Here is a 21,626-nt window from a genome sequence, read left to right as displayed (position 1 = left end):
ATGGGTATCAACGCCGCCCTGGCCGGACTGGCCGCGCGCTATTGGACGTTTCAATGCGAGGAGCTCCCGATCAACGCGATCGCGGCGGGCGTGGCGACCGAAGCCACGCAGTTGATGCGCGAGGCGCCGATCGACCATGAACGGCGCGCCGACTGGGCGCGGAAAGCCCTTGTCGAGCTCGCGGCGATCGAGACGGCATCGCTGGGAGTCGAGGATCGGGCGACGCATCTGCTGCTCGGCCATGAGCTTCGCCTTCTGGTCGAGCTGGTCGAAAGCGGGGCGCATCTGCGCCCGGCCATCTATCCGCTCGGTCCGGAGTTCACGCTGATCTACTGGGCCAACGCCACTGCCTTGGCCACCGCAGCCGATGCGCGGCTGTATCTGGCGCGGCTTGTCGCAACACCGGCGTCGTTCGCGACCGTGCAGGTCGCGCTGGCCCGGGGCGTAGCGCAAGGAATGTCCTATCCCCGTCTCGTGGTGGAGCGCGCCATCGCGCAGGTCCGCGGCCAGATGGCGGCCGACCTGGAGGCGAATCCCTTTTATGGTCCGCTCGGGCGCATCGCGGGCAGGGGTGGCGTGATGGCGGATCTGGCAGGCGAGGGGCGTGCATTGGTGGAGGACGTGGTCCGCCCGGCATTCCTCGACTATGCCGACTTTCTCGAAGAGATGCTGCTGCCGGCGTCACGCGACAGCATTTCAGGCGCTGACGACGTGGATGGAGAGCGCTTCTATCGGTACAATATCAACCAATATACCACGATCGATCTGCCGCCGGCGGACATCCACGCGACCGGGCTTGCGGAAGTCGAGCGTCTCAAAGGCGAGATGCTGGCCGTCGCGACCGATGCAGGTTTTGCCGACGACCTCGAAGGTTTTCGTCACCGTCTGCAGACCGACAACCGGCAATTTGCCGAAAGCGCGGAAGCATTGCGCGAGCAGATCGAGATCCTGTCGAAACGCATCGATGCGCGGATTCCCGAATTCTTCGGGCGGATACCCCGCATCAGCTATGGCGTGAGCAGCATTCCGCTCGCCGTCGCCGAACGCATGCCGCCGGCCTATGCCCAACCCAATCCGGCCGATGGCAGCGCGGCGGGTGTCCACTGGATCACCTCGATTCCCGGCAAGTGCCCGCGCTACATGCATCTGCCATTGGCGCTGCACGAGGCCTGGCCCGGCCATCTGATGCATCTCGCGCTGATCCAGGAGATGGATCAGCTCCCCGACTTTCGCCGCTACGGCGCGATGAAATATGCCGCCTGTCTCGAAGGCTGGGCGCTATATTGCGAAGCATTGGGCGAAGAGATGGGTTTCTACGACACGCCGGAGAAGCGGTACGGCCGTCTCGAGATGGAGATGTGGCGCGCGGTGCGGTTGGTGCTGGACACTGGTATTCATTCCAGGGGATGGGGCCGCGATCAGGCGATTTCCTTCTTCCGGGAGAATATGGCGATGCCGCTGGAGACGCTGACGGCCGAGGTCGATCGTTATATTGGTTTGCCCGGGCAGGCGCTCGCCTATCAACTCGGCAATCTCAAGTTTCGCGAACTTCGGGCTCGCGCCGAGAATGCTCTCGGTGACGATTTCCGGATTCGCGATTTTCACGACGCGTTGATGGCGGCCGGTGCCGTGACGCTGCCGGTGCTTGAGATCCTAATCGACGACTGGATTGCTCACGCGAAGGTCGTGGTGGCTGCATGACGGCCAATGATTTCTATCCCATCGGCACGGCCGGGCGGCCCTGGGGCGAGCAGGAACGTGCCCAGTGGCGGGCTCGGCAAACGCGTCGGCGCAGCTATGACGAAGATGTCGTGGCGCGCATCGACGCGCATGCGGATCGCTTCAAGAAAATAGCCTATGGGAAGATCGACTACGCGGAGGACAGTTACAACCTGTATGCGCTGCGCAGCCAGCCGATCGACCTCGCGTTACCCACTGCCGTGGTAACGGGCGGGGTCCATGGTTACGAAACCAGCGGCGTTCTGGGCGCATTCGAATTTCTCGAGCATCACGCCAGCGCGTATTCCGGCCGCGTCAATCTGCTGGTGATTCCCTGCGTCAGTCCCTGGGCCTATGAACGCATCAACCGCTGGAACTATGACGCTATCGATCCGAACCGGAACTTTCGAAGGGGAGGGCCATCGCGAGAAGCGACGGCGTTGATCGACCTCGTGAACGCTACGGCGGACCACTATCTTCTGCACATCGATCTGCACGAAACGACGGATAGCGATGAAAGCGAGTTCCGACCTGCACTGAGCGCTCGCGACGGCAAGACGTTCGAAGCCGAGGCGATACCCGACGGATTCTATCTGGTCGCCGATGCCGTCGAACCGCAACTCGCCTTTCAACACGCGATCATTGCCGCCGTGGAGGGGATCACGCGGATAGCGCCGCCGGATGGGGAAGGGAAGATCATCGGCTCGCCCGTCATCGCGCACGGCGTAATCGCCTATCCCGTGGCTGAACTCTTTCTTTGCACATCCATCACCGAAGCCCGCTTCACGTCGGCGACCGAAGTTTACCCGGATGCCCCGGGCATGACAGCTGAGACGTGTGTGGAGGCGCAGGTCGCGGCGATATGCGCGGCCCTGAATTTCGCCCTGGCTCACGATGCCGGAAGCATATCGACGGATTATCGGCCATGACGCCGCCCGCGATGAGCCCGGTTGCAACGCGCATGCCGCCTTCTTCGTCATTTCTGGCCGCGATTGCGGTGCGGTTCGGGGAGGACGCGCTTCTGTCCGAGGGAATGCGTCGCCAATATGGACGGAGCGAGGCGCATTTCGCGGAGGCGCTGCCCGACGTCGTCATTGTAGCGCGGACCACCGGGGATGTCGTCGACTGCGTAAAGCTCTGCGCTGAGCATGCCGTGCCGTTAACCGCGTTTGGAGCGGGCACCTCGATCGAGGGCAACGCGCTTCCCGTCCACGGTGGTGTTTCGATCGACCTGTCGCGGATGAACCGCATCGTCGCCGTTAACGCGGAGGATTTCGACTGCACGGTCGAAGCCGGCGTGCGCCGCGAGGAGCTTAACGCCCACCTGCGTGACACCGGTCTGTTCTTCCCGATCGATCCCGGGGCCAATGCGACGATCGGGGGAATGGCCGCTACGCGGGCCAGCGGCACCAACGCTGTCCGTTATGGCACCATGCGCGAGGCAGTGCTGTCGCTCACCGTCGTCACCGCGGACGGCAAGGTCATCCGGACCGCGCGTCGTGCCCGCAAGTCCGCGGCGGGCTATGACCTCACCCGTCTCTTCGTGGGGTCGGAAGGCACGCTCGGCATCATCACGGAAGTGACGCTGAGGCTTCATCCCGTCCCGGAGACCATCTCGGCGGCGGTGTGCGGTTTCGCCACGTTGCAGGGCGCGGTCGATACCGTGGTCCAGTCGATCCAGAGCGGCGTGCCGCTTGCTCGCGTCGAACTACTGGACGATCGGCAGATCGCGGCGGTGAACGCCTGGTCGAAGCTCGGGTTGCCCGAAGTCACGACGTTGTTCTTCGAGTTCCACGGCTCGCCGGGCGGCGTGGCCGAGCAGGTCGAGATCGTGCGCGGCCTCGCGGCAGCGAATGGCGGCGGCGCATTCGCATTCTCCGACCGGCCGGAAGAGCGCGCCCGGCTCTGGAAGGCGCGTCACGAGGCCTATTATGCGGCGATCAACGTCCGGTCCAACGCCGTGGGATGGACGACGGATGTATGCGTGCCGATCAGCCGGCTGCCCGACTGCATCCTGGCGACACGGGCCGATCTCGACGCCTGCCCTGTGCCGGCGACGATCCTGGGTCATGTGGGAGATGGCAATTTCCACGTCATCTTCTCGATCGACCCGAATGAGCCGGGAGAGTTCGCGGAGGTCGAAGCCGTCAATCGACGTCTCGTCGAGCGCGCCCTGGTCATGGACGGCACATGCACCGGCGAGCACGGGATAGGGCTCGGCAAGCAGGATTGGCTCGTGGCGGAGCTTGGCGACGCCGTCGATCTGATGCGTGTGTTGAAACGCGCCCTTGATCCGAAAAACCTGATGAATCCAGGCAAAATCTTCAGTCTCTAGGCGCCGCCACCGGACGGAGAAGGTTTTGCCGTGTTGGTCACCATCGGTCAAAACTAGATCGCCCGCGCGGTCGTCCCGATCGTCGCGATGGCCGCATAACGTCTTTATTCCGGGCAGCCCTGGGCGCCACACCGGGTTCCGTCAAAGCTCAGGTTGCCCGTCCCCAAAAAAAAGAGTAGGTTCTTAATTCATATCAGGACATCTCTCTCGATCCGGGCGTTCGGCTGAAGGGCAGTGATCCGGCTTGCCGTTTGATAATGGGGTAGACGACTGGAGGCACTGGTCCCTCGTGCGGCGTCGCCAGTTGGGCGATGTTGTCCGCATCGGCGTGGGTTCACCGCTGGTTGTGCCGGACATAGTCGAGCCAGGTCGCTACATGATAGCGCTCGACCCATAAAGCGGATCGCCGAGATCACGCAGCGATGCCCAGTGCCGCGCCATCGCGAGGGCGCATACGGCCGCGCTCGCCCATCACCCTGAGGAATGTGACGATATCTTTCTGCGCAATGCAATATTCGATGGGGACCGCTGTTTCAGGCTCCGTCCAGCGGTCAGCGGATCAAGGTTGAGATCACTTCCTAAGGCGCCAAGCGGCGTGCGAATGTGGCTGAAGGCCAAAAATTTTTTTCGGCTAAATTATTCAATAAAATCAAAGCCAAAGTATTTTGTCGGTCTTGTTCGCGGCGGTGATGTGCACGATATTAATTTTCTTTCGGCATTTCAACGCATTACGCCGAACGGAATAATCGAGTGGGAATGATTCCATTCAGGGACTGAAGGGTTTTGGGTCTTTCAGAGGCCGCTCGTGCAGCCACCCGCCGTCGCTCAGCCAATCGGCCAGCCGGTCCGGCCAGTGCAGGATCGACAGGCTCTCGGAATGGGCGGCGATGTTGAAACCGTGGTCCATGTCGGCGAACATATGCACCTCCGCGGACACGCCGGCTTTGCGAAGCTGGCCGAAGAGCGTCATGGCAGGCTCGGCGCAGCATTGGTCCAGTGAGCCGGCGGTGATGAAGGCCGGCGGGGCGCCCGCCGCTGCGCGGGCGGGGATGCCCAAGGGTCCCGGATAGACCAGCACCTGGAAATCGGGTCGGGCGCTGACCGCGTCGAGTGGATCGGCCGAGGGCGGCTGGAGTGGCTCCGGATTGTCGGCGACCAGCGAGACGAGTTCGCCGCCGGCCGAAAAGCCCATCACCCCGATGCGGCGGGGATCCACGCCGTACTGAGCGGCGTTGGTACGCACCCAGCGGATCGCCCGGCGCAGGTCGGCGGCGGCGTCGCGCTCGATCGCATAGGTCGATCCCGCCTCACGCGCGAGGCGGTACTTCAGGACGAAGGTCGTGACGCCGTAGCGGTTGAGGGCCTTGGCCGGGCCGACGCCCTCATTGACGAAGACCAGCATGCGATGCCCACCGCCGGGCACGACGATGATCGCCGCGCCATTGGCATGACGCGGGTCGGCGGGAAACACGGTCAGGGACGGGCTGTGGACGCTTCGCACATAGGTGTTCTCGACGATCTCCGGGTCGCTCGACCGTTGCTCGGAGCCTGGCGCGCCGCGTGGCCATAGCGACACCGTCGCCGGGCCGCTGGCCACCGCGGACGGCGTTTCTGCCGGGGCCGTGGACGGCGCGGCAATCAACAGGGCAAAGACGGAGACGGCACTGACGAGCATGGTGGACTCTCCCGAGCAGCGCATGCTGCTCGCATTGCGACCCAGCCTCCAGATTTCAGCGCTCATTCCTACCGCGACCATAGTCGGTGTCCGGGCTTTACTCCGCCTTGCGCGTGAGCGCCGCGAGCGGTCGCGGCCCAGCTATTGAGTCCGAACGTCCCGAGGCTACCCGAAAGCAGGGGGGTCGCGACGATCTGGCGCTTCGCTCATTCGGGCTTGCCGACATGGCTGTACGGGTCGGTCTGGCCGGCGAGCCAGGGGTCCTTGGTCGCCGCCCGGCGCGCCCGCAGGCGCTCCGCGAGCTGTGCCCGCACCGAGGCGTAGCCAGGATCGTTCGCGACGTTCGTCAGTTCGTCCGGATCACGCTTCAGATCGTACAGTTCTTCGGCCGGCCTTTTCAGATACGACGCCTGGGTACGCTTACCCAGCCTGATCGACGGGTCGGCAATGATCGCGCGCCAGCTCGGCGATGCGGCGACATCGCCCGCGATCGGGTAATCGAGCGGGTGCGCGAGATTGAGGATATAGCTGTGATCGCGCGTGCGGATCGCGCGCATGGGATAATATTGATTGATCTCGTGAAAATCATGGCTGGCGAACACCGCGTCGCGCGCCGCATCGCCCGGCTTGCCGAGCAGCGGCAGCAGCGACTGGCCGGAGAGTTCGTAGCCGGGCCCTTGCGCACCGGTCCAGGCGAGGATGGTCGGTGCGATATCGACCCAGCTCACCATCGCATCGTTGACCGAAGCGTTCGCGCCCGGCGCGCGAATGATCAGCGGCAGATGGAGACCCGGATCGTAGAGGTTGGTCTTGGCGCCAGGGAAGGGGCGGCCATTGTCGCTCAGAAAGATCACCAGCGTATCGTCGGCGCGGCCCATCGCGGCAAGATCGTCGAGCAGCATGCCGATGCCGCTGTCGAGACGGCTGACCGACTCGTAATAGGCCGCCAGATCCTGCCGGACCGCGGAAAGATCGGGCAGGTGTGACGGGATTGGAACCCGGCCCGGATCGTATCTGACCGGCTTCACATCCGGCCAGGGACGATCGTTGCCGTAATCCACCGCGGCACGATGCGGATCGCTATAGCCGATGGTCACGAAGAACGGCCGGTCGTCGCTCGACCGGATGAAGCTGGCCGCGGCGACCGACAATTCGTGTACGTCGCGGATGCCGCCGCGTTCCGGAACCAGTTCGGCCTCATAGGGGAAGGCGGCATCCGGGCCGACATGCTTCTTGCCGACCAGGGCAGTGGCATAGCCGGCACGGCGCAGCATCGCCGGCAGCGTCTCGATGCCCGGTAACAACGACTGGTGATGCACATCATGCTCCAGACCGTACATGCCGTTCTGATGCGTATAGAGGCCGGTATAGATCGACGCCCGGCTGGGGCTGCAGGACGATACCGTGGCATAGCCCTGTGAAAAGCGTGTCCCTTCGCGCGCGAGCCGGTCGATGCGGGGCGTCTTGATGTCGACGCCGAAGCAGCCGGCATCCAGCCCCTGGTCGTCGGAGATCAGCAGCAACACGTTGCGCCTGGAGGGCGCGGCAACCGTCGCGCGCAGCGGCGCCGCGGAAATCGCGGCGGCGCCTGCGATCGCCTTCAGGACATTGCGACGATCCACCAACGTCTCCGTCTCGAGGAGGAAGCGAGAGCTGAGCCCGCTTCCGGCGCGCGGCTGGAAGCGGGCTCGGTCAGGTCAGAATTTCACCGCCGCGCTGAAGCGGAACGAGCGGCCGAGGATCGGACGCGCCAGTACCACGCCGGAGCCCTGCGAACCGATGACGCGCGGGTTGCCCTCGGTCAGGCCGAACTCGTTGGTGAGGTTGTTGGCCGTCACCTGCAAGGTCACGCGGTTCATCACCTCGACCGACACGCCGGCATCGAGCTGATAATAATGCGGCAGCAACTGCTTGTTGTCGGGATCCGAGAAGCGGTCGCCGGTATATTGCACCGTCGCATATAGCGACGGCTTCAGCCCGGCGACGTTCACGTCGACCGCCGGCGTCACGCGCCAGGCCCAGCGCGGCTGGCGCTGCACCATGTTGCCGGTGTCGTCGTTGAGACCGTTGTTGGAGAAAAAGTCCTGATAGGTGCCGTCCAGATAGGTGCCGGATGCGGAAACGCTGAACCATTGTACCGGACGCACGATGCCTTCGAGCTCGACGCCGGTGGCCTTGGCGCCACCGATTGAGCTGGTCGGCACGTTGTTGACGATCCCCGTCGTGGCCAGCCCATCGAACTTGTTGTGGAACACCGTCAGGTACAGGTTGAGCATCTGGCTGGAGAATTTGATGCCGCCCTCATAAGTGTCGACCTTGGCGGTGACCGCAGTCCCGGTGTGGTTGGCGATCTGGGCCGCCGTCAACCCGCGAAGATTGTCGAATTGTGGGAAGCTGTGCCCGCGGCTGTAGCGCGCGAACACGCCGAGACTGCGGGAGAAATCGTAATTGGCGCCTGCCGTCCAGGACCATTGCGAGTCGCTATAGTCGATGATCTGCGGCGCCACCGCCAGCACGTTCGAGGCGTTGTCGTACAGCGTGTTGATGTTGCCATCGACATTGACGGTGCCGCCCGGCGTACGGACCTGGCCGCTCACCTCGTGGCGCTGCCAGCGGAGGCCGCCATCGACGCGCAGTTCCGGCGTGATCTGGAACTCGTCCACTGCGTAGAAGGCGTAATCGTTGCCGGTGTAGCTGCCGTCCACAAGGAAGCCCTGGCCACCGCTGAGGCCGGTAGCGCTCGACGCGACCCGACCGTCGGCGAGCGTCAGGCTGAGCAGACGCGCATTGGGCGTGGCCGTCAGCAGGACATTGTTGCCAAGCGCCCAGTTATCGCGCGTCGTGTAGTTGGCATAGTAGAACCCGCCGGTCAGCGTGTTGCCCCCGCTCTTCCATTCGAGCGCGGAATCGGTGACGAACGACGAGATCTTCTTCTTAACGCTCCACACACCGGCCTGCATCACCTGCGTGCTGGCGCCAGTCGAGACTGTGCCGCCACCATTGGCGTAGGTCAGCGAGCCGACGGTCGAGCCCGTGCCGCCCAACGTCGCCGCCATTGCCGCCGCGGTCGTTGGCGCCGCCACGGGGACGAGGCCGTTGGTGTCGGCGTTGCCGCCAAGATAGGCGGTACGCTCGCGCACGCGCAGTCCGTCGGCGATCTCATATTCGAAATTGATGCCGGTGTTGAAAACCTTGGCGCCGCGGCCCTGCGACAGATCGATGCGGCGGCCCGCCACGTTGGTAACGACCTTCGTCTCCGGGCCGATCAGGCTGTTGCTGTTGCCGGTGAAGCCCGGATACTGGCTGATCTCGCTCCCGTTCTGCACGACCGGGATCGTCAGCAGCCACTGGCCGTGATCGTTGAGATAACGGCCATAGATCTCGACCGAGCCGCGGCCATCGAAATCATGATGGATATTGGCGGTGATCTGACCGCCTTTTTCCGCATCGAAGCGCGGATCGCGGATGCCGTGGCCCTGCGCATAATAGCCCCCCACCATGAAGCTGGTGTCGCCGCCGAGCGGTCCCGAGACCCAGGCGTCTCCGCGCTTGTCGCCGTAATCGGTGATGGAGAATTTCGCGAAGCCCTTCAGCGTATCGCCGCCGATGCGCGGCACGACGTTGACGGTCAGACCCGGCTGTCCCGCCGAGAAGAGCGACCCGGTGCCGCCCCGCACGGCCTCGACGCGCTCGACCGTTTCGTCGAGGCGGATGAGCTGCGAGTTTTCGAGGAACGACAATGTCGCTGGCGGGAAGATCGGCACGCCCGCCACCTGGAACGTCACGAACTGCGCGTCGCCGCCCGCCGGATAGCCGCGGACGAAGATGTTCGCGCCATTCTGGCCACCCGAGCTCTCGGTCATCACGCCCGGAACGGTGCGCAGCAGGTCCGCCGTGCTCGTCGGCGCGGCGCGCGTGATCGCAGCGCTGCTGAGCGTGGTGACGGCAAAGGCAGCGTCCTGGCGCCGCGTCCCGGCGCCGGCGGTACCGACGACGACGATGTCCTGCTGTTCCGGTTCATCCGCCGGCTGCGCTGCCGTGTCCGCGGGCACGGCGGGCGCCGACTGAGCGTAAGCGATTTGGGCGGAAAGCGCGAGCGGTGCTGCGCTGAGCATATAGAGAGCGGTGCGGATCATGAATCCTCCCCTTGCGGATAAACCGGCATGATTGCCTTGGCAGGGGTGCTTGCTAAATCGTTATGAAATGCATTTCAAGAGCGCAGTGCAAGGAGATGTTGCAGGCTTGCCACACCCTCCTGCGCTCGCCTACGGTCTTGCCCCATGAGTGATGATGTGCCGAGAATGCCGGGGCGCGCCGCGCGCGCCGCACGCCCGACGATGCAGGACATTGCACGACTCGCCAATGTGTCGATGCCGACCGTCTCGCGCGTCCTCAGCGACAGCCCGCTCGTCACCGAAGAAACCCGCGCGCGCGTGCTCCAGGTCGCGCGAGAGCAGGGGTATGTCGTCAACCGTAACGCGCAGAAGCTGCGCCACGCGCGCACCGGGACCGTCGCGGTGATGCTCGATTTCGCCTCGCACCGGCACGGCGCGATCGGCGATCCCTTTATCTTCGAGCTACTTGCGGGCGTTTCCGAGGCGCTGTCGATCCGCGACCAGGAGTTGTTGCTGTCGCCGCCCGGTCTCGATGATGCACGCGCCTTCGAGGATTTTTTCCGCGCCCGCGGCGCTGACGGTTTCATCATCCTCGGTCAGGGAACGCGCGACGCCATGCTGCGGACCATGGCGCAGCGTGGCGTGCCGATGGTCGTATGGGGGGCGGTGCGTAAGGATTCGGGCTATTGCGCGGTAGGGAGCGACAATATTCGCGGCGGCCGGCTGGCGGGCAAATATTTCTGCGAGCGGGCCCGCAAGCGCTGGCTGTTTCTCGGTGATATCCGTCATGAAGAATTACGCCTGCGCTATGAGGGACTTTGCCAGGAGGCGGATGCGGCCGAGAATATTACGGTCGATTTCCTGCCGATCGTGTCGATGGCGTTCACCGCCACCGCGCAGACCGTCTCCTCCTACCTCGTCGGCGGCGCGCGCCCCGATGCGGTTTTCGCCTTTTCGGACACCGCTGCCATGGCGGCCCTTGGTGCCTTTCGCGAGCATGGCCTGACCGCGCCGCGCGATTTTTCTCTAGTTGGTTACAATGACATACCACCGGCCGCACATTTCACACCGGCGCTAACGACGATCAATCAGAAGACCGACGTGGCCGGCGCCCTGCTCGTGGAGAAACTGATGCAGCAGCTCGATGGAGCGCGCGCGCGTTCGACCTTGCTCCCGACGGAGATGGTGATCCGCGAGACCTGAGCACCTATTTTCTTGAAATGCATTTCATGGCGACCTAGGCGTGAAGAAAGGCGCGAGGAGCATCCGCTTCCGCAGGCTGGGGAGGGGTTGTCGATGATAGGTGTCCGGCTGGGACTGATGCTCGCCGTTGCCGCGTCCGGCGCGGCACCATCGATGGTCGGTGCGCAGGTGGCGATGCCGGCCTTTACCATGCCGCCGTCGAACCAGCTTAGCCCGGAGGCGCTGGCAATCCTCAAGCGCATGGACGCGGCGACAGCACCCGCGGACATCGCCGGAAACATCCCGAAGCAGCGCGCTTTCTACCAGCGTTTCAACGACGACCGTCTTGCCGAGATGCGGCGGCGCTTCAGGACGATTGTCCGCCACGAGACGATCGGCGGCGTCGCCGTCGACGTGGTCGAGCCGGCCGAAGGCATCAGCCCGGCCAATCGCGACCGCGTTCTCGTCAATGCGCATGGCGGCGCGTTCCTGTGGGGCGCGGGCAGCGGCGCGCTGGTCGAAGCGATCCCGATCGCGGCGACGATGCGGGTGCGCGTGGTGACGGTGGACTACCGCCTTGCGCCCGAGCATCTCTATCCGGCCGCTTCGGACGACATGATGTCGGTCTATCGCGCGCTTCTGAAGACCTACCAACCTGGTGCCATCGGCCTTTATGGCTGCTCGGCCGGCGGTGCGCTGGTCGCGCAGACCACCGCCTCCCTTCATCTGGCGAAGCTTCCCGTCCCGGGCGCGATCGGCACCTTCTGCAGCACCGGGGCGCCTTATACGGGCGACAGCGTCGTCCTCTCAGGGCCATTTGCCGGCAAGGCGCCAGTGACGGTGCCACCGGTCAGCCCCTATCTTGCCGGTGTTCCGTCGAGCGACGCGCGCGCCTATCCACTGCTGTCCGACGCAGAGACCCGCGCCATGCCGCCTACTCTGCTGCTGGCCGGCGGCCGCGATTTCGCCGCGAGCACGCTGACCCTGGCGCATCGTCGTCTTGCGGCCGCCGGCGTGCCCTCCGAGCTCTATCTCTTCGATGGCCTGCCGCACGCCTTCTTCATGTGGCCCGACATGCCCGAATCCATCGAGGCGTTCCGCCTGATCGCCGGCTTCTTCGATCGCCACCTCGCCCAGGGAAGCCCGAAATGAACCGCATCCGTGTCATCGTCGCGCTCGCTCTCACTTACGCGCTGCTCGGCGTGATGATGAACAGCGTGGGCATCGTCATCCTGCAATCGATCCGGCACTTCGACGCGACCAAGCCGATGGGCTCCACGCTGGAGGCGTGCAAGGATCTGACCGTGGTGGCGGCCTCCTTCCTCGCCGCGACCCGGGTGCCGCTGTTCGGCTTCCGCCGCGCGCTGACCGCCATGATGGTGCTGATGGCGCTGACATGCTTCGTGGTCTCGTTCGCGGGCAGCTTCTTCATGATGCAGGCGCTGTTCGTGGCGATCGGCTTCAGCTTCGCGATCGCCAAGGTCGCGACCTATGCGACGATCGGCCTGCTCGCGCGCGATTCCAACGACCATGCCAGCATCACCGGCATCATCGAAGGCGTGTTCATGGTCGGAATCCTTGCAGGCGTATGGCTGTTCGGCTGGTTCATTGCGCTCGACGACACCGGCAATGGCTGGCTGCGCATCTATTGGGCGCTGGGCGCGGCGTTTGCGGTGATGTCGCTGGTGTGGATCGCGACGCCGATCGACGAACGCGCCGCCGCCGCGCCCGCCGGCGCGGAAAGTGCGCATTGGGGCGAAATGGCGCGGCTCGCCGTCCTGCCCGCCAGCGTGGCGGTTCTCGCCGGGCTGTTTTTCTACGTGCTTGTCGAACAAAGCGTCGGCACCTGGCTGCCGACCTTCAACAACGAAGTGCTGCACCTGCCGCCGGCGATGAGCGTGCAGCTGGCGAGCATCTTCGTCGGCGCCTCGGCGGTGGGACGGCTGGCCTCAGGCGTGGTGTTGCGGCGTGTCGCATGGTTGCCTGCGCTGCTGGGATGTCTCGCCTGCGTTGCGGCGCTCGTGCTGCTGTCGCTGCCGCTTGCCCATGGCGGGCACCCGAATGGCGCGACCGACTGGTTCCACGCGCCACTCGCGGCCTATCTCTTTCCGCTGCTGGGCCTTTTCCTGGCGCCGATCTACCCGACGCTCTGCTCGGTCGCGCTGAGTGCGCTTCCTCGCCACCGGCACGCCGCGATGATGGGGTTGATCGTGATCTTCTCCGCGTTGGGCGGTACGATCGGCTCGTTCATCACCGGTATGGTGTTCCAGCATCTGCCGGGCACGCTCGCCTTCTACTTCACGCTCGTGCCGCTGGGGCTGATCGCGCTGATCCTGCCCATCATCCGCCGCCGACAGGATAGCGGAGTCGCTGCGTGACGCTGTCGCCTTCCGAAATCTGGGGACCCTTGTTCGCCGCCGTACAGGAGCGCGGGCTGTTCCCCGACTCCAAGACCTTCGCCGACGCGGTTCCGCGTCGCCCGGCGGAGGCAATCCTGGAGGACTGGGCGCGAATCCAGCCGGATGATGCGGCGCTCGACGCATTCGTCCGCGCGAATTTCGTCCTGCCGGAAATCGAGGCTTGCGTGCCGCCTCCCGATGACCTGCCCCTCGCCGAGCATATCGTCGCGCTGTGGCCTAGCCTGACCCGCGAAGCCGACCGGTCGGACGAAGGCGGATCGCTGCTCCCGCTGCCGCGTCGTCATGTCGTGCCGGGGGGGCGATTCCGCGAACTCTATTATTGGGACAGCTATTTCACGATGCTCGGCCTCGCCCGATCGGGCCGCCAGGATCTGGTCGAGGACATGATCGCCATCTTTGGCGATCTGCTCACCCGCTACGGCCACATCCCCAATGGCACGCGCAGCTATTATCTCAGCCGCTCGCATCCGCCCGTCTTCTACCTGATGGCGGCCTTGTCGAAGGACAGGAGCGACGAGGGGCGGCGCCAGCGCCTCGGCTGGATGCGGATCGAGCACTCCTTCTGGATGGCGGGCGAGGATATGCTGGAGGGACCCGGCGCGCATCGTCGCATCGTCCGGCTCGCCGATGGCGCGCTGCTCAATCGCTATTGGGACGATCGTGCCGCGCCGCGCGACGAGTCCTGGCGCGAGGATGTCGAACTGGCGCGCGCGACGCCCGATCGCGATGCCGGAGAGCTCTGGCGCGATCTGCGCGCCGCGGCCGAAAGCGGGTGGGACTTCAGCTCGCGCTGGCTCGGCGACCGCGCGACGCTCGCAACGATCCGCACGACGCGATTGCTGCCGGTCGACCTGAACGCCCTGATCTACGGGCTCGAGCGCGCCATTGCCGCGGAGGCCGAAGCGCTTGGCGATGCCCCGACTGCACGAGCGTTCGCAAAGCGTGCGGTCGACCGGGCCGGTGCATTCGACCGGTACCTTTGGAACGACCGGACCGGCTTCTACGCCGACTATGACCTCGACCTCGGCGCCTGCAATGACATGTTGACCGCCGCCTTGGGGTTCGCGCTCTTCACCGGTGTCGCTCCTTCCGCGAGGGCGGCGTCGATTGCCGATGCCCTCGGGCGGTTGCTGCGGGCGGGCGGATTGGTGACGACGGGTACACGGACAGGTCAGCAATGGGATGCCCCAAACGGCTGGGCGCCGCTGCAATGGGTCGCGATAACTGGCCTCCGCGCCTATGGCCTGGATGCGCTAGCCGAGACCATCGCAGGGCGTTGGCTGCGCCTGATCGACGCCTATTACCGCGATACCGGTCAGTTGCTCGAAAAATACGATGTCGAGCGCGGCACCGCCGGCGGCGGCGGCGAATACGGCACCGAGATCGGATTTGGATGGACGAATGGCGTCACGCTGGAATTGCTCGAGCGGTCGGATGCCGGCGAGCGCGTGCGCTGATCTCGCGCAGGACGGCTGCTGATCGCTTCGCCAACAGCAAGACGATGATGGGAGGATGATCGGATGAGGAAGTCGCGAAACCATCTGCGCAAGTCGCTCGGTCGCATTGCCGCACAGCTGAAGCGACCGGGCGCGGAATGCGGCACGTCCGCTGCGCTGGCGGCGACTGTCCTTGGATGCCTGACACCTTTGCCGGCTGTCGCTCAGTCGAGCAAATCCGCGGCCGTCAGTGCGGCGGTAGACATGCTTCCGGCGTGGTCGAAAGGCTATTTCGACATTCATCACATCAGCACCGGGCGAGGCAATGCCACCTATTTCGTCTTCCCGGACGGGACGACATTGCTGATCGACGCGGGCGAAGCCGATCCGGCGTTCGTTGAGCGCGTACGCCCATTGAAAGCCTTCCCACCCCGTCCGGACGGGGAACATTCCGCTGCTTATTGGATCGCGGATTATATTCGTCAGTTCGCGCCGGCCGGACAGGCGGCAAAGCTCGATTATGCACTCATCACGCATTTCCATACGGATCATCTGGGTACGATCACACCCGGCAAGCCCATGTCGAAGACCGGCGCCTATCGGCTCGCCGGCATTACCGAGGTCGCCGACCTGATTCCGATCGGCACGCTCATCGATCGGGCCGCGCCGGCCTATGACTATCCGGTCGACCTGCGGCAGTGCGTCAAGGGCGTGGATGGCGTTCAGGATTCCGATCAGCGGTCGCTGGCGAACTACCTCAGCTTCACCGGGTATCGGATGGGCCACGGCCAGGCGGTGACGGGTCTGAAACCGGGCGCGCTCGACCAGATCCGGCTTGCGCAGGCGGCGGCATTCCCGAGCTTTCACATCCGCAATATCGCGTCCAACGGCATTATCTGGACTGGCGCACGCGACGAGACTCAACACTATATACCCAAGGGCGCAGTCTCGGATTGCCATTTCGACGAGAATCCGTTCAGCAACGTGCTGAGATTTTCCTATGGCCGGTTCACCTATTATTCGGGCGGCGATATCCCGGGCGTACCGAACTATACCCAGCCCTGGTGGCGCGATATCGAAACACCGGTCTCCGCGGTTGTCGGACCGGTCGACGTGATGTTGCTCGATCACCACGGGAACCGGGATTCGACGAACGAGAATATCCTTCGAAACCTCGCCCCTCGCGTTATCGTGCAGGAGAACTGGCTCTCGCCGCAGCCGGGCGAGGAAGTGGTCACCAGAATGGCGTCGAAGGGCCTCTATCCGGGCGATCGGGACGTCTTCTCCACCGGGATGAGCGCGGAAAGTCGCCTGGTGATCGGCCCCGTCATGGACAGCATCTACAAGAGCTATGGCGGCCATGTCGTGATCCGGGTTGCACCCGGTGGCGAGCAATATGAGGTCTATGTCCTCAGCGACACTGATCGGCGTCGTGAGATCACGACGCGGTTTGGGCCGTACCGATCAAAATAGAGCGGCGATTGTTAAATCTGATCCGTTCGTCCTGAGTAGGGATCGAGTAGCCGAAGGCGTATCGAGAGCCCGTATCGAAGGACAGGTTGTCGCGCGGAACCTGTCCTTCGATACGCCCTCTCGATACGCCGCTGCGCGGCTACTCGATGGCTACTCAGGACGAACGGGTGGTGGTGGCTCTGATTTAATGCAAGCTACTCTAGGTTCGTTCATCGAGCCATTGAGCGTCAAGATACCGTTGAGTGAGCGTGATTCGGGAAATCCTCGCTGCGGAAGATTCCGCTTATCCAGTCGAGAAATACCCTGAGGCGCGGTGACAGCTGCCGGTTTTGCGCGAAGAGCGCCGACACGGCCGTCGGCGTCGGCGGATGGTAGGGCAGGACTTCGATCAATGCTCCCGACACCAGTTCGCGGGCGAAGCGGTAACGGGGCGCCTGGATCAGGCCGAACCCCAGGCGCGCGAGGTCGGCCGTCGTGTCGGAATGGTTGGCCGCCACGCGAGTGGGCAGCAGGACCGTTCTTACCCGCCCTTCGCTGGTGAATTCGAGCGGCATCACCTCGCCCGTTCGCGACGAGACGAAGCCGACCATCTGGTGGCCGTCCAGATCTTCCAGCGTGCGCGGCGTGCCGTGTCGGGCGAGATAGCCGGGGCTGGCGACCGTCACCTCCTCGAGCGCGCCGAGCCGACGCCGCACCAGCCCGCTATCGGCCAGGTCTCCCACGCGGATCGCACAGTCCACACCCTCGCGGATAAGGTCGACCAGCCGGTCCGTCTGGCCGAATTGCAGGTCGATCCGCGGATGGCGATCCAGGAAGGCGGGGAGCCCGGGCAACAGGAAGGTGCGCGTCAGCAGGGCGGGTGCCTCGATCCTCAACCGGCCATGCGGCTCCGCGTCACGCAGCACGGCCTCGGCATCCTCGATATCGGCGATGATGGTGACGCAGCGCTGATAGAATTCCTGCCCGTCATGCGTCGGCGCGACGTGTCGGGTGGTGCGGTCGAGCAGCCGCGCGTTCAGCCGGGTCTCCAGGCGCCGGATCATATCGGTCGCGGTCGAGCGCTTGACGCCGAGATCGGCTGCGGCGCCGCTGAAGCTGCCGCGTTCGACCACGCGCATGAACAGGCGGAGGCTGTCGAGATGGTCCATGATCTTTGTACGTCCTCAGCGGATAGTGTTTCCGCAATTTGCTGGATTATCCGACGGGATGTCGAGCGCTATCTCTCGCCCGAAGGAGAATTCCATGCCCCCATCGGACAAGATCGCCATCGTGACCGGCGCCTCCAAAGGCATCGGCGCGGCTATCGCAAAGCGCCTGGCGGCTGACGGCGTCGCTGTCGTCGTGAACTATGCAAGCAACGCCGCAGCCGCCGATGGGGTCGTCAGCGATATCGAGCGGGCGGGCGGGCGTGCAATCCCCGTCAGAGCCGACATTTCCTACCCCACCGCAGCGCGCGCCTTGTTCGACGCCGCCACCGAGGCATTCGGCGGCGTCGATATCCTGGTGAACAATGCCGGCACGATGGATGTGCTGCCGATCGCGGATACCGGGGACGATGTGTTTGACCGGCATGTGGCGACCAATCTCGCCGGCGTCTTTCGCGGCATGCGTGAAGCTGCCCGCCGCCTTCGCGATGGCGGGCGCATCATCAGTTTCTCATCGAGCGTGGTCGGTCTCTATCAGCCCGGCTACGGCGTCTATGCCGCGACCAAGGCAGCGGTCGAGGCGATGACTCATATCCTCGCCAAGGAACTGGGGCCGCGCGGGATATCGGTGAACGCCGTCGCGCCCGGCCCGGTGGCGACTGACCTTTTCCTGACCGGCAAGTCGGACGAGCTGGTCGCGACCATCGCGCGGGCGAACCCGTTCGGCCGGCTCGGCACCCCCGAGGACATCGCTAATGTCGTCGCTTTCCTTGCCGGCCCCGATGGCGGCTGGGTCAACGGCCAGATCCTCCGCGCCAATGGCGGCGTGATCTGAGAATAATCACCAGGAGAAATTCCATGCCCTTCGCCAATTTCAAGATACCCGAAGCCGCGCTCAGCCGCGCGCAGAAGGAAGAGATCGTCCACCGCACCACTGCCATGCTCGTCGAATATTTCTCGGAGGCAGCACGGCCGCACACCATGGTGCTGATCGAGGAGGTCAGGGACGGCGGCTATGCCCGTGCCGACCAGGTCTTCGTCATCCCGGAGGCCTATCGCGCAAGGGACTGATGACGGTCCGGGCGGTGCGAGGAGCAGGCCGGGCGGAGAGCGCCTGTTCCACCACAGCCTCCGGAGTCTCCCGGCTGAACCCGCTTTTGCCTGAACCGCCATACCGTGCAGGACGGCGGGCGGAACAGGCTGACGATCGCGACGTCGCGTCCCTATTTGCCCAACACGCCGGACAAATGCTCGGCCAGGCGGATCGAAAAGGTGATGATCGAGAAGGTGGGATTGGAGATTCCGGACGATGCGAACACCGACGACCCGGCGACATACAGATTGTCGAGCGAATGCACCTTGAGATTGGCATCGACCACACCCTGGGTCGGGTCGGACGACATGCGTGTCGTGCCGATATGGTGCCCGTTGACGATCAACTGGTTCTTCACGCTTTGCCATGACGGGAAATAGACGTCGCCGTTCAGGCTGTTGACCGCGGCTTTGAACATCTGGGTCGACTGGGTGTAGGTCGCCTCGTCCGTGTCGCTGAGCAGCCAGGTGATATGAGTCTGCTGCTGGCCGAAGACCGGGTCGACGGTATCGGCCAGCGTGACCCGGCTGTCCGGGTTCGGCGCCATTTCGAAATAATAACGACTGCTGCCGGCCCAGAACCAGCAACTGCCGATTCCCCGTGCGCGCTGCTCGTCCGCGCTTGGCGAAAATCGCCCATTGACCGTCACGCCATTCTCGTCCTGCCACCGGACCGGGCGGGCGCCGGAAAGCGTATCGCCGTTCATCAGCCTCGTCTGGGCTTCAGTCAGATAGGGCTTGGTGATGGTGATAACGTTGCTGGCCGACAGCGGGTGGCACAGGAAATAACGGCCGACCTGATCATGCTCATTGCCTGCATTGGAGAGCAGCAGCCGGCGGGCATTGTCGACCGCGCCGCAGGCCAGCACGAAGACATCGGCCTTGATGGTGAACTGAGTCGCCTTTTGCGGCGGTACCTGATCGTCCATGCTGGCCACGCTCAGCGCGCTGACGCTGCCTTGCGCGTGATCGATGTCGAGCAGGCTCGCGTTGAGGATTACGTCGACCGGGCTTTCCCCGATGGTGATTCCGTCGAACGTCCTCGTCGCGAAATTCAGGTAATTCGCGCCGATGAACTGGTACATGTCGGTATCGAAACCGGCGAGCTGGGGAACATCGGCCCCCAGGACCTTCGCCCAATAATGGGCCGTGAAATCGGCGCTGTGCAGTTTGCAGAAGGCCGCTGCCTCCGCATAATAAGGATCGAGGTCAGCGCGGCTGATCGGCCAGCCGGGGAAACCGGGACGCTTCTCGAAGTCGATCGGATCGAGCGGGCGGGACTGGCCGCCCCAATGCGCCGACGTACCGCCATAGATACGCTCGCGCTCCCAGGCGCTGTTGGTCTGCCCGAAATAGGGCTGGATCAGGAATTCGGGTTCGTTGGTCGCGAACAGGCCGTCGGCCAGCCCCTGGTAGAGCAGGGTCTTATCCGGCCAGCTCGCCTTCATGTCGGCGGTCCGATAATCGCGGCTTCCCTCGATCAGGGTGACCTTCACCCCGGCCTGTTGCAGGTGCCACGCCGCCGTGATTCCGGCGGGGCCGGATCCGACGATGCACACCTCGGTCGAGACGACGGTACCGTCGGCGATATCCTTGCCGTTTCTGATCATGGATCGCTCCTCAAGTTTTCTTCAGATAATATTGCCGATCTTTCGGAGTCAATATTGCAAAATGTTCCAGTTTTGAGACTTTTGAGCAGTTATTGGCGATTTTCTCAATTTGAGAAGCAATGACATGCGATTGATGACGGAGAGAATCTGGAAAAATCATTACAACCGAATTTAAGGATATCGATAAAACATTGTTGCTTTGAGCGGTTGAATTGCATCGGACTTCGGTGCTATCTTTTTCGTCGTCAAATGCAGGCCGTGAAACCAGCGTGCCTCATTGCAGGAGTGAGGATCGCACGGAGGACCGCGCGGCTCGCGAGGATCAGCCGCGAACCGGGGCACATGCTTCCCGCCGCCGCGCTGACCTGAGATTGCCGCCGGGCTCGCTTTGCCCTAATTCCGTCCCCTTGGGGCAGGGGGCTTTCGATGCAGAATATGAGCCGCGACGTCTTGCTGCTCCTTGCGTTGGTCGCCTGCGCCCTGGCGACCTCCGGGGCCAGCGATACGCCCGAAGGACCACCCGACTGGGCCTATCCCGGCAATGTCCCAGCCGCCGCGCAGGCGCCACAGGATGCGAACGAGCAACTGCGTGTGCCCGGCAGCGCCATATCGTTCGCGCGCAAGGATCTGCGCAACCTGTTCGCCGTGCCGGACTGGCATCCCGGCGATCATCCGGCGATGCCGGAAGTGGTCGTGCACGGCCGCGCGCCGGGCGTGCGTGCCTGCGGTTTCTGTCACTTGCCGAGCGGCGACGGCCGGCCCGAAAACGCCCCGCTTGCCGGCTTGCCCGAATCCTACATCGTCCGGCAGATGGCCGATTTCAAAAGTGGCGCACGCACGTCCTCGGTTCCGCATCGCCTTCCCACCGACTGGATGGCGGATATCGGCAAGGCCGCGACGGATGAGGAAGTGCGCAGCGCCGCCGCCTATTTCGCGAAGCTGCCCTTGCGATCCCATGTGTCGGTCATCGAAACCGCCACCGTACCGCGCACCGTCGCCAGGGGCTGGCTGTTCACCCTGGTGCCCGGTGGCGGCACCGAGCCGCTGGGCGACCGCATCGTCGAAACGCCCGCCGATCTCGATCGGTTCGAGCAACGCGATGCCCATGTCCCGATCCTCGCTTATGTACCGCCCGGCAGCATCGCCCGCGGCAGGGCGCTGGCGCGGGGCGACGAGGCCAGGGGCATTCCCGCCTGTGCGGCCTGTCATGGCGACGATCTCGGCGGCACCGACGCGGTCCCGTCGCTCGCCGGCAAGTCGCCCAGCTATATCGCGCGCCAGCTGTACGACTTCCATTCCGGTGCGCGCTCAGGCCCCCTGGCCGAACCAATGAAGGCGGTCGTTGCGCCGATGACTCAGACCGACATGCTGAATCTCGCCGCCGGGCTCGCCTCGCTCAAACCGGCGAAACATTAGGCCGGACG

Annotated in this window: 16 protein-coding genes; 11 read left to right on the top strand and 5 right to left on the bottom strand. The window is 64.3% G+C overall.

Going from position 1 to position 21,626, the window contains the following annotated elements; all coding sequences use genetic code 11:
* The 3 genes from ACZ1I2_RS17935 to ACZ1I2_RS17925 are packed head-to-tail and all read left to right on the top strand — an operon-like array spanning position 1 to position 4,054.
* A complete protein-coding gene (locus tag ACZ1I2_RS17935) occupies positions 1-1,701 on the top strand; it encodes a DUF885 domain-containing protein (RefSeq protein ID WP_465176324.1) in 1,701 nt (566 codons plus the stop codon).
* Positions 1,698-2,648, top strand: a complete 951-nt coding sequence (locus ACZ1I2_RS17930) for a M14 family metallopeptidase (RefSeq protein WP_465176325.1) — start codon at positions 1,698-1,700, stop codon at positions 2,646-2,648. The genes ACZ1I2_RS17935 and ACZ1I2_RS17930 overlap by 4 nt, the downstream gene beginning before the upstream one ends.
* Complete coding sequence (locus ACZ1I2_RS17925) at positions 2,645-4,054, top strand: FAD-binding oxidoreductase (RefSeq protein WP_465176326.1); 1,410 nt, start codon at positions 2,645-2,647, stop codon at positions 4,052-4,054. Before ACZ1I2_RS17930 ends, ACZ1I2_RS17925 begins: the two co-directional genes overlap by 4 nt.
* A 766-nt stretch (positions 4,055-4,820) precedes the next feature.
* On the opposite strand, the gene ACZ1I2_RS17920 is transcribed toward ACZ1I2_RS17925, so the two are convergent.
* The 3 genes from ACZ1I2_RS17920 to ACZ1I2_RS17910 all read right to left on the bottom strand — a co-directional run bounded on the left by ACZ1I2_RS17920 (position 4,821) and on the right by ACZ1I2_RS17910 (position 9,865).
* The gene (locus ACZ1I2_RS17920; RefSeq protein ID WP_465176327.1) at positions 4,821-5,795 is read right to left on the bottom strand and encodes an alpha/beta hydrolase; all 975 of its coding nucleotides are present in this window, start codon (positions 5,793-5,795) and stop codon (positions 4,821-4,823) included.
* Positions 5,796-5,935: 140 nt separating this feature from the next.
* On the bottom strand, positions 5,936-7,351 hold the full coding sequence (locus tag ACZ1I2_RS17915; RefSeq protein ID WP_465176328.1) for a sulfatase family protein: 1,416 nt from the start codon (positions 7,349-7,351) through the stop codon (positions 5,936-5,938).
* 75 nt (positions 7,352-7,426) lie between these two features.
* Positions 7,427-9,865, bottom strand: a complete 2,439-nt coding sequence (locus tag ACZ1I2_RS17910) for a TonB-dependent receptor (protein WP_465176329.1) — start codon at positions 9,863-9,865, stop codon at positions 7,427-7,429.
* A 165-nt stretch (positions 9,866-10,030) separates the two neighbouring features.
* On the opposite strand from ACZ1I2_RS17910, the gene ACZ1I2_RS17905 reads away from it, so the two are divergent.
* From ACZ1I2_RS17905 to ACZ1I2_RS17885, 5 genes are all read left to right on the top strand, one after another.
* Entirely contained in the window at positions 10,031-11,047 is a 1,017-nt protein-coding gene (locus ACZ1I2_RS17905; protein WP_465177115.1) for a LacI family DNA-binding transcriptional regulator, read from the top strand.
* A 93-nt stretch (positions 11,048-11,140) separates the two neighbouring features.
* A complete protein-coding gene (locus ACZ1I2_RS17900) occupies positions 11,141-12,178 on the top strand; it encodes an alpha/beta hydrolase (RefSeq protein ID WP_465176330.1) in 1,038 nt (345 codons plus the stop codon).
* On the top strand, positions 12,175-13,404 hold the full coding sequence (locus tag ACZ1I2_RS17895) for an MFS transporter (protein ID WP_465176331.1): 1,230 nt from the start codon (positions 12,175-12,177) through the stop codon (positions 13,402-13,404). The genes ACZ1I2_RS17900 and ACZ1I2_RS17895 overlap by 4 nt, the downstream gene beginning before the upstream one ends.
* Positions 13,401-14,903 carry an alpha,alpha-trehalase TreA gene (treA, locus tag ACZ1I2_RS17890; RefSeq protein ID WP_465176332.1) on the top strand — a complete coding sequence of 501 codons (1,503 nt, stop codon included), beginning with the start codon at positions 13,401-13,403 and terminating at the stop codon, positions 14,901-14,903. Before ACZ1I2_RS17895 ends, treA begins: the two co-directional genes overlap by 4 nt.
* 63 nt (positions 14,904-14,966) lie before the next feature.
* Complete coding sequence (locus ACZ1I2_RS17885) at positions 14,967-16,355, top strand: ComEC/Rec2 family competence protein (RefSeq protein ID WP_465176333.1); 1,389 nt, start codon at positions 14,967-14,969, stop codon at positions 16,353-16,355.
* A 227-nt stretch (positions 16,356-16,582) separates the two neighbouring features.
* Here ACZ1I2_RS17885 and ACZ1I2_RS17880 read toward each other — a convergent pair whose 3' ends face one another.
* Positions 16,583-17,503, bottom strand: coding sequence for a LysR substrate-binding domain-containing protein (locus tag ACZ1I2_RS17880; protein ID WP_465176334.1), 921 nt, complete (start codon positions 17,501-17,503; stop codon positions 16,583-16,585).
* Positions 17,504-17,597: 94 nt separating this feature from the next.
* Between ACZ1I2_RS17880 and ACZ1I2_RS17875 the strand changes: the two genes are divergently transcribed.
* Both ACZ1I2_RS17875 and ACZ1I2_RS17870 read left to right on the top strand, forming a co-directional pair.
* On the top strand, positions 17,598-18,335 hold the full coding sequence (locus tag ACZ1I2_RS17875; protein ID WP_465176335.1) for an SDR family oxidoreductase: 738 nt from the start codon (positions 17,598-17,600) through the stop codon (positions 18,333-18,335).
* A 23-nt stretch (positions 18,336-18,358) separates the two neighbouring features.
* Entirely contained in the window at positions 18,359-18,571 is a 213-nt protein-coding gene (locus ACZ1I2_RS17870) for a tautomerase family protein (RefSeq protein ID WP_465176336.1), read from the top strand.
* Positions 18,572-18,723: 152 nt separating this feature from the next.
* Here the strand turns inward: ACZ1I2_RS17870 and ACZ1I2_RS17865 are convergent, their stop codons facing one another.
* Positions 18,724-20,202, bottom strand: coding sequence for an FAD-dependent oxidoreductase (locus tag ACZ1I2_RS17865; protein ID WP_465176337.1), 1,479 nt, complete (start codon positions 20,200-20,202; stop codon positions 18,724-18,726).
* A 426-nt stretch (positions 20,203-20,628) separates the two neighbouring features.
* Between ACZ1I2_RS17865 and ACZ1I2_RS17860 the strand changes: the two genes are divergently transcribed.
* Entirely contained in the window at positions 20,629-21,618 is a 990-nt protein-coding gene (locus ACZ1I2_RS17860; RefSeq protein ID WP_465176338.1) for a c-type cytochrome, read from the top strand.
* Positions 21,619-21,626 lie beyond the last annotated feature (8 nt).

It is taken from the genome of Sphingomonas sp. BL-S-29 (assembly GCF_055521495.1).
Note: the sequence above shows the minus strand (reverse complement) of the source record. Positions and strands in the feature narration are given on the sequence as shown.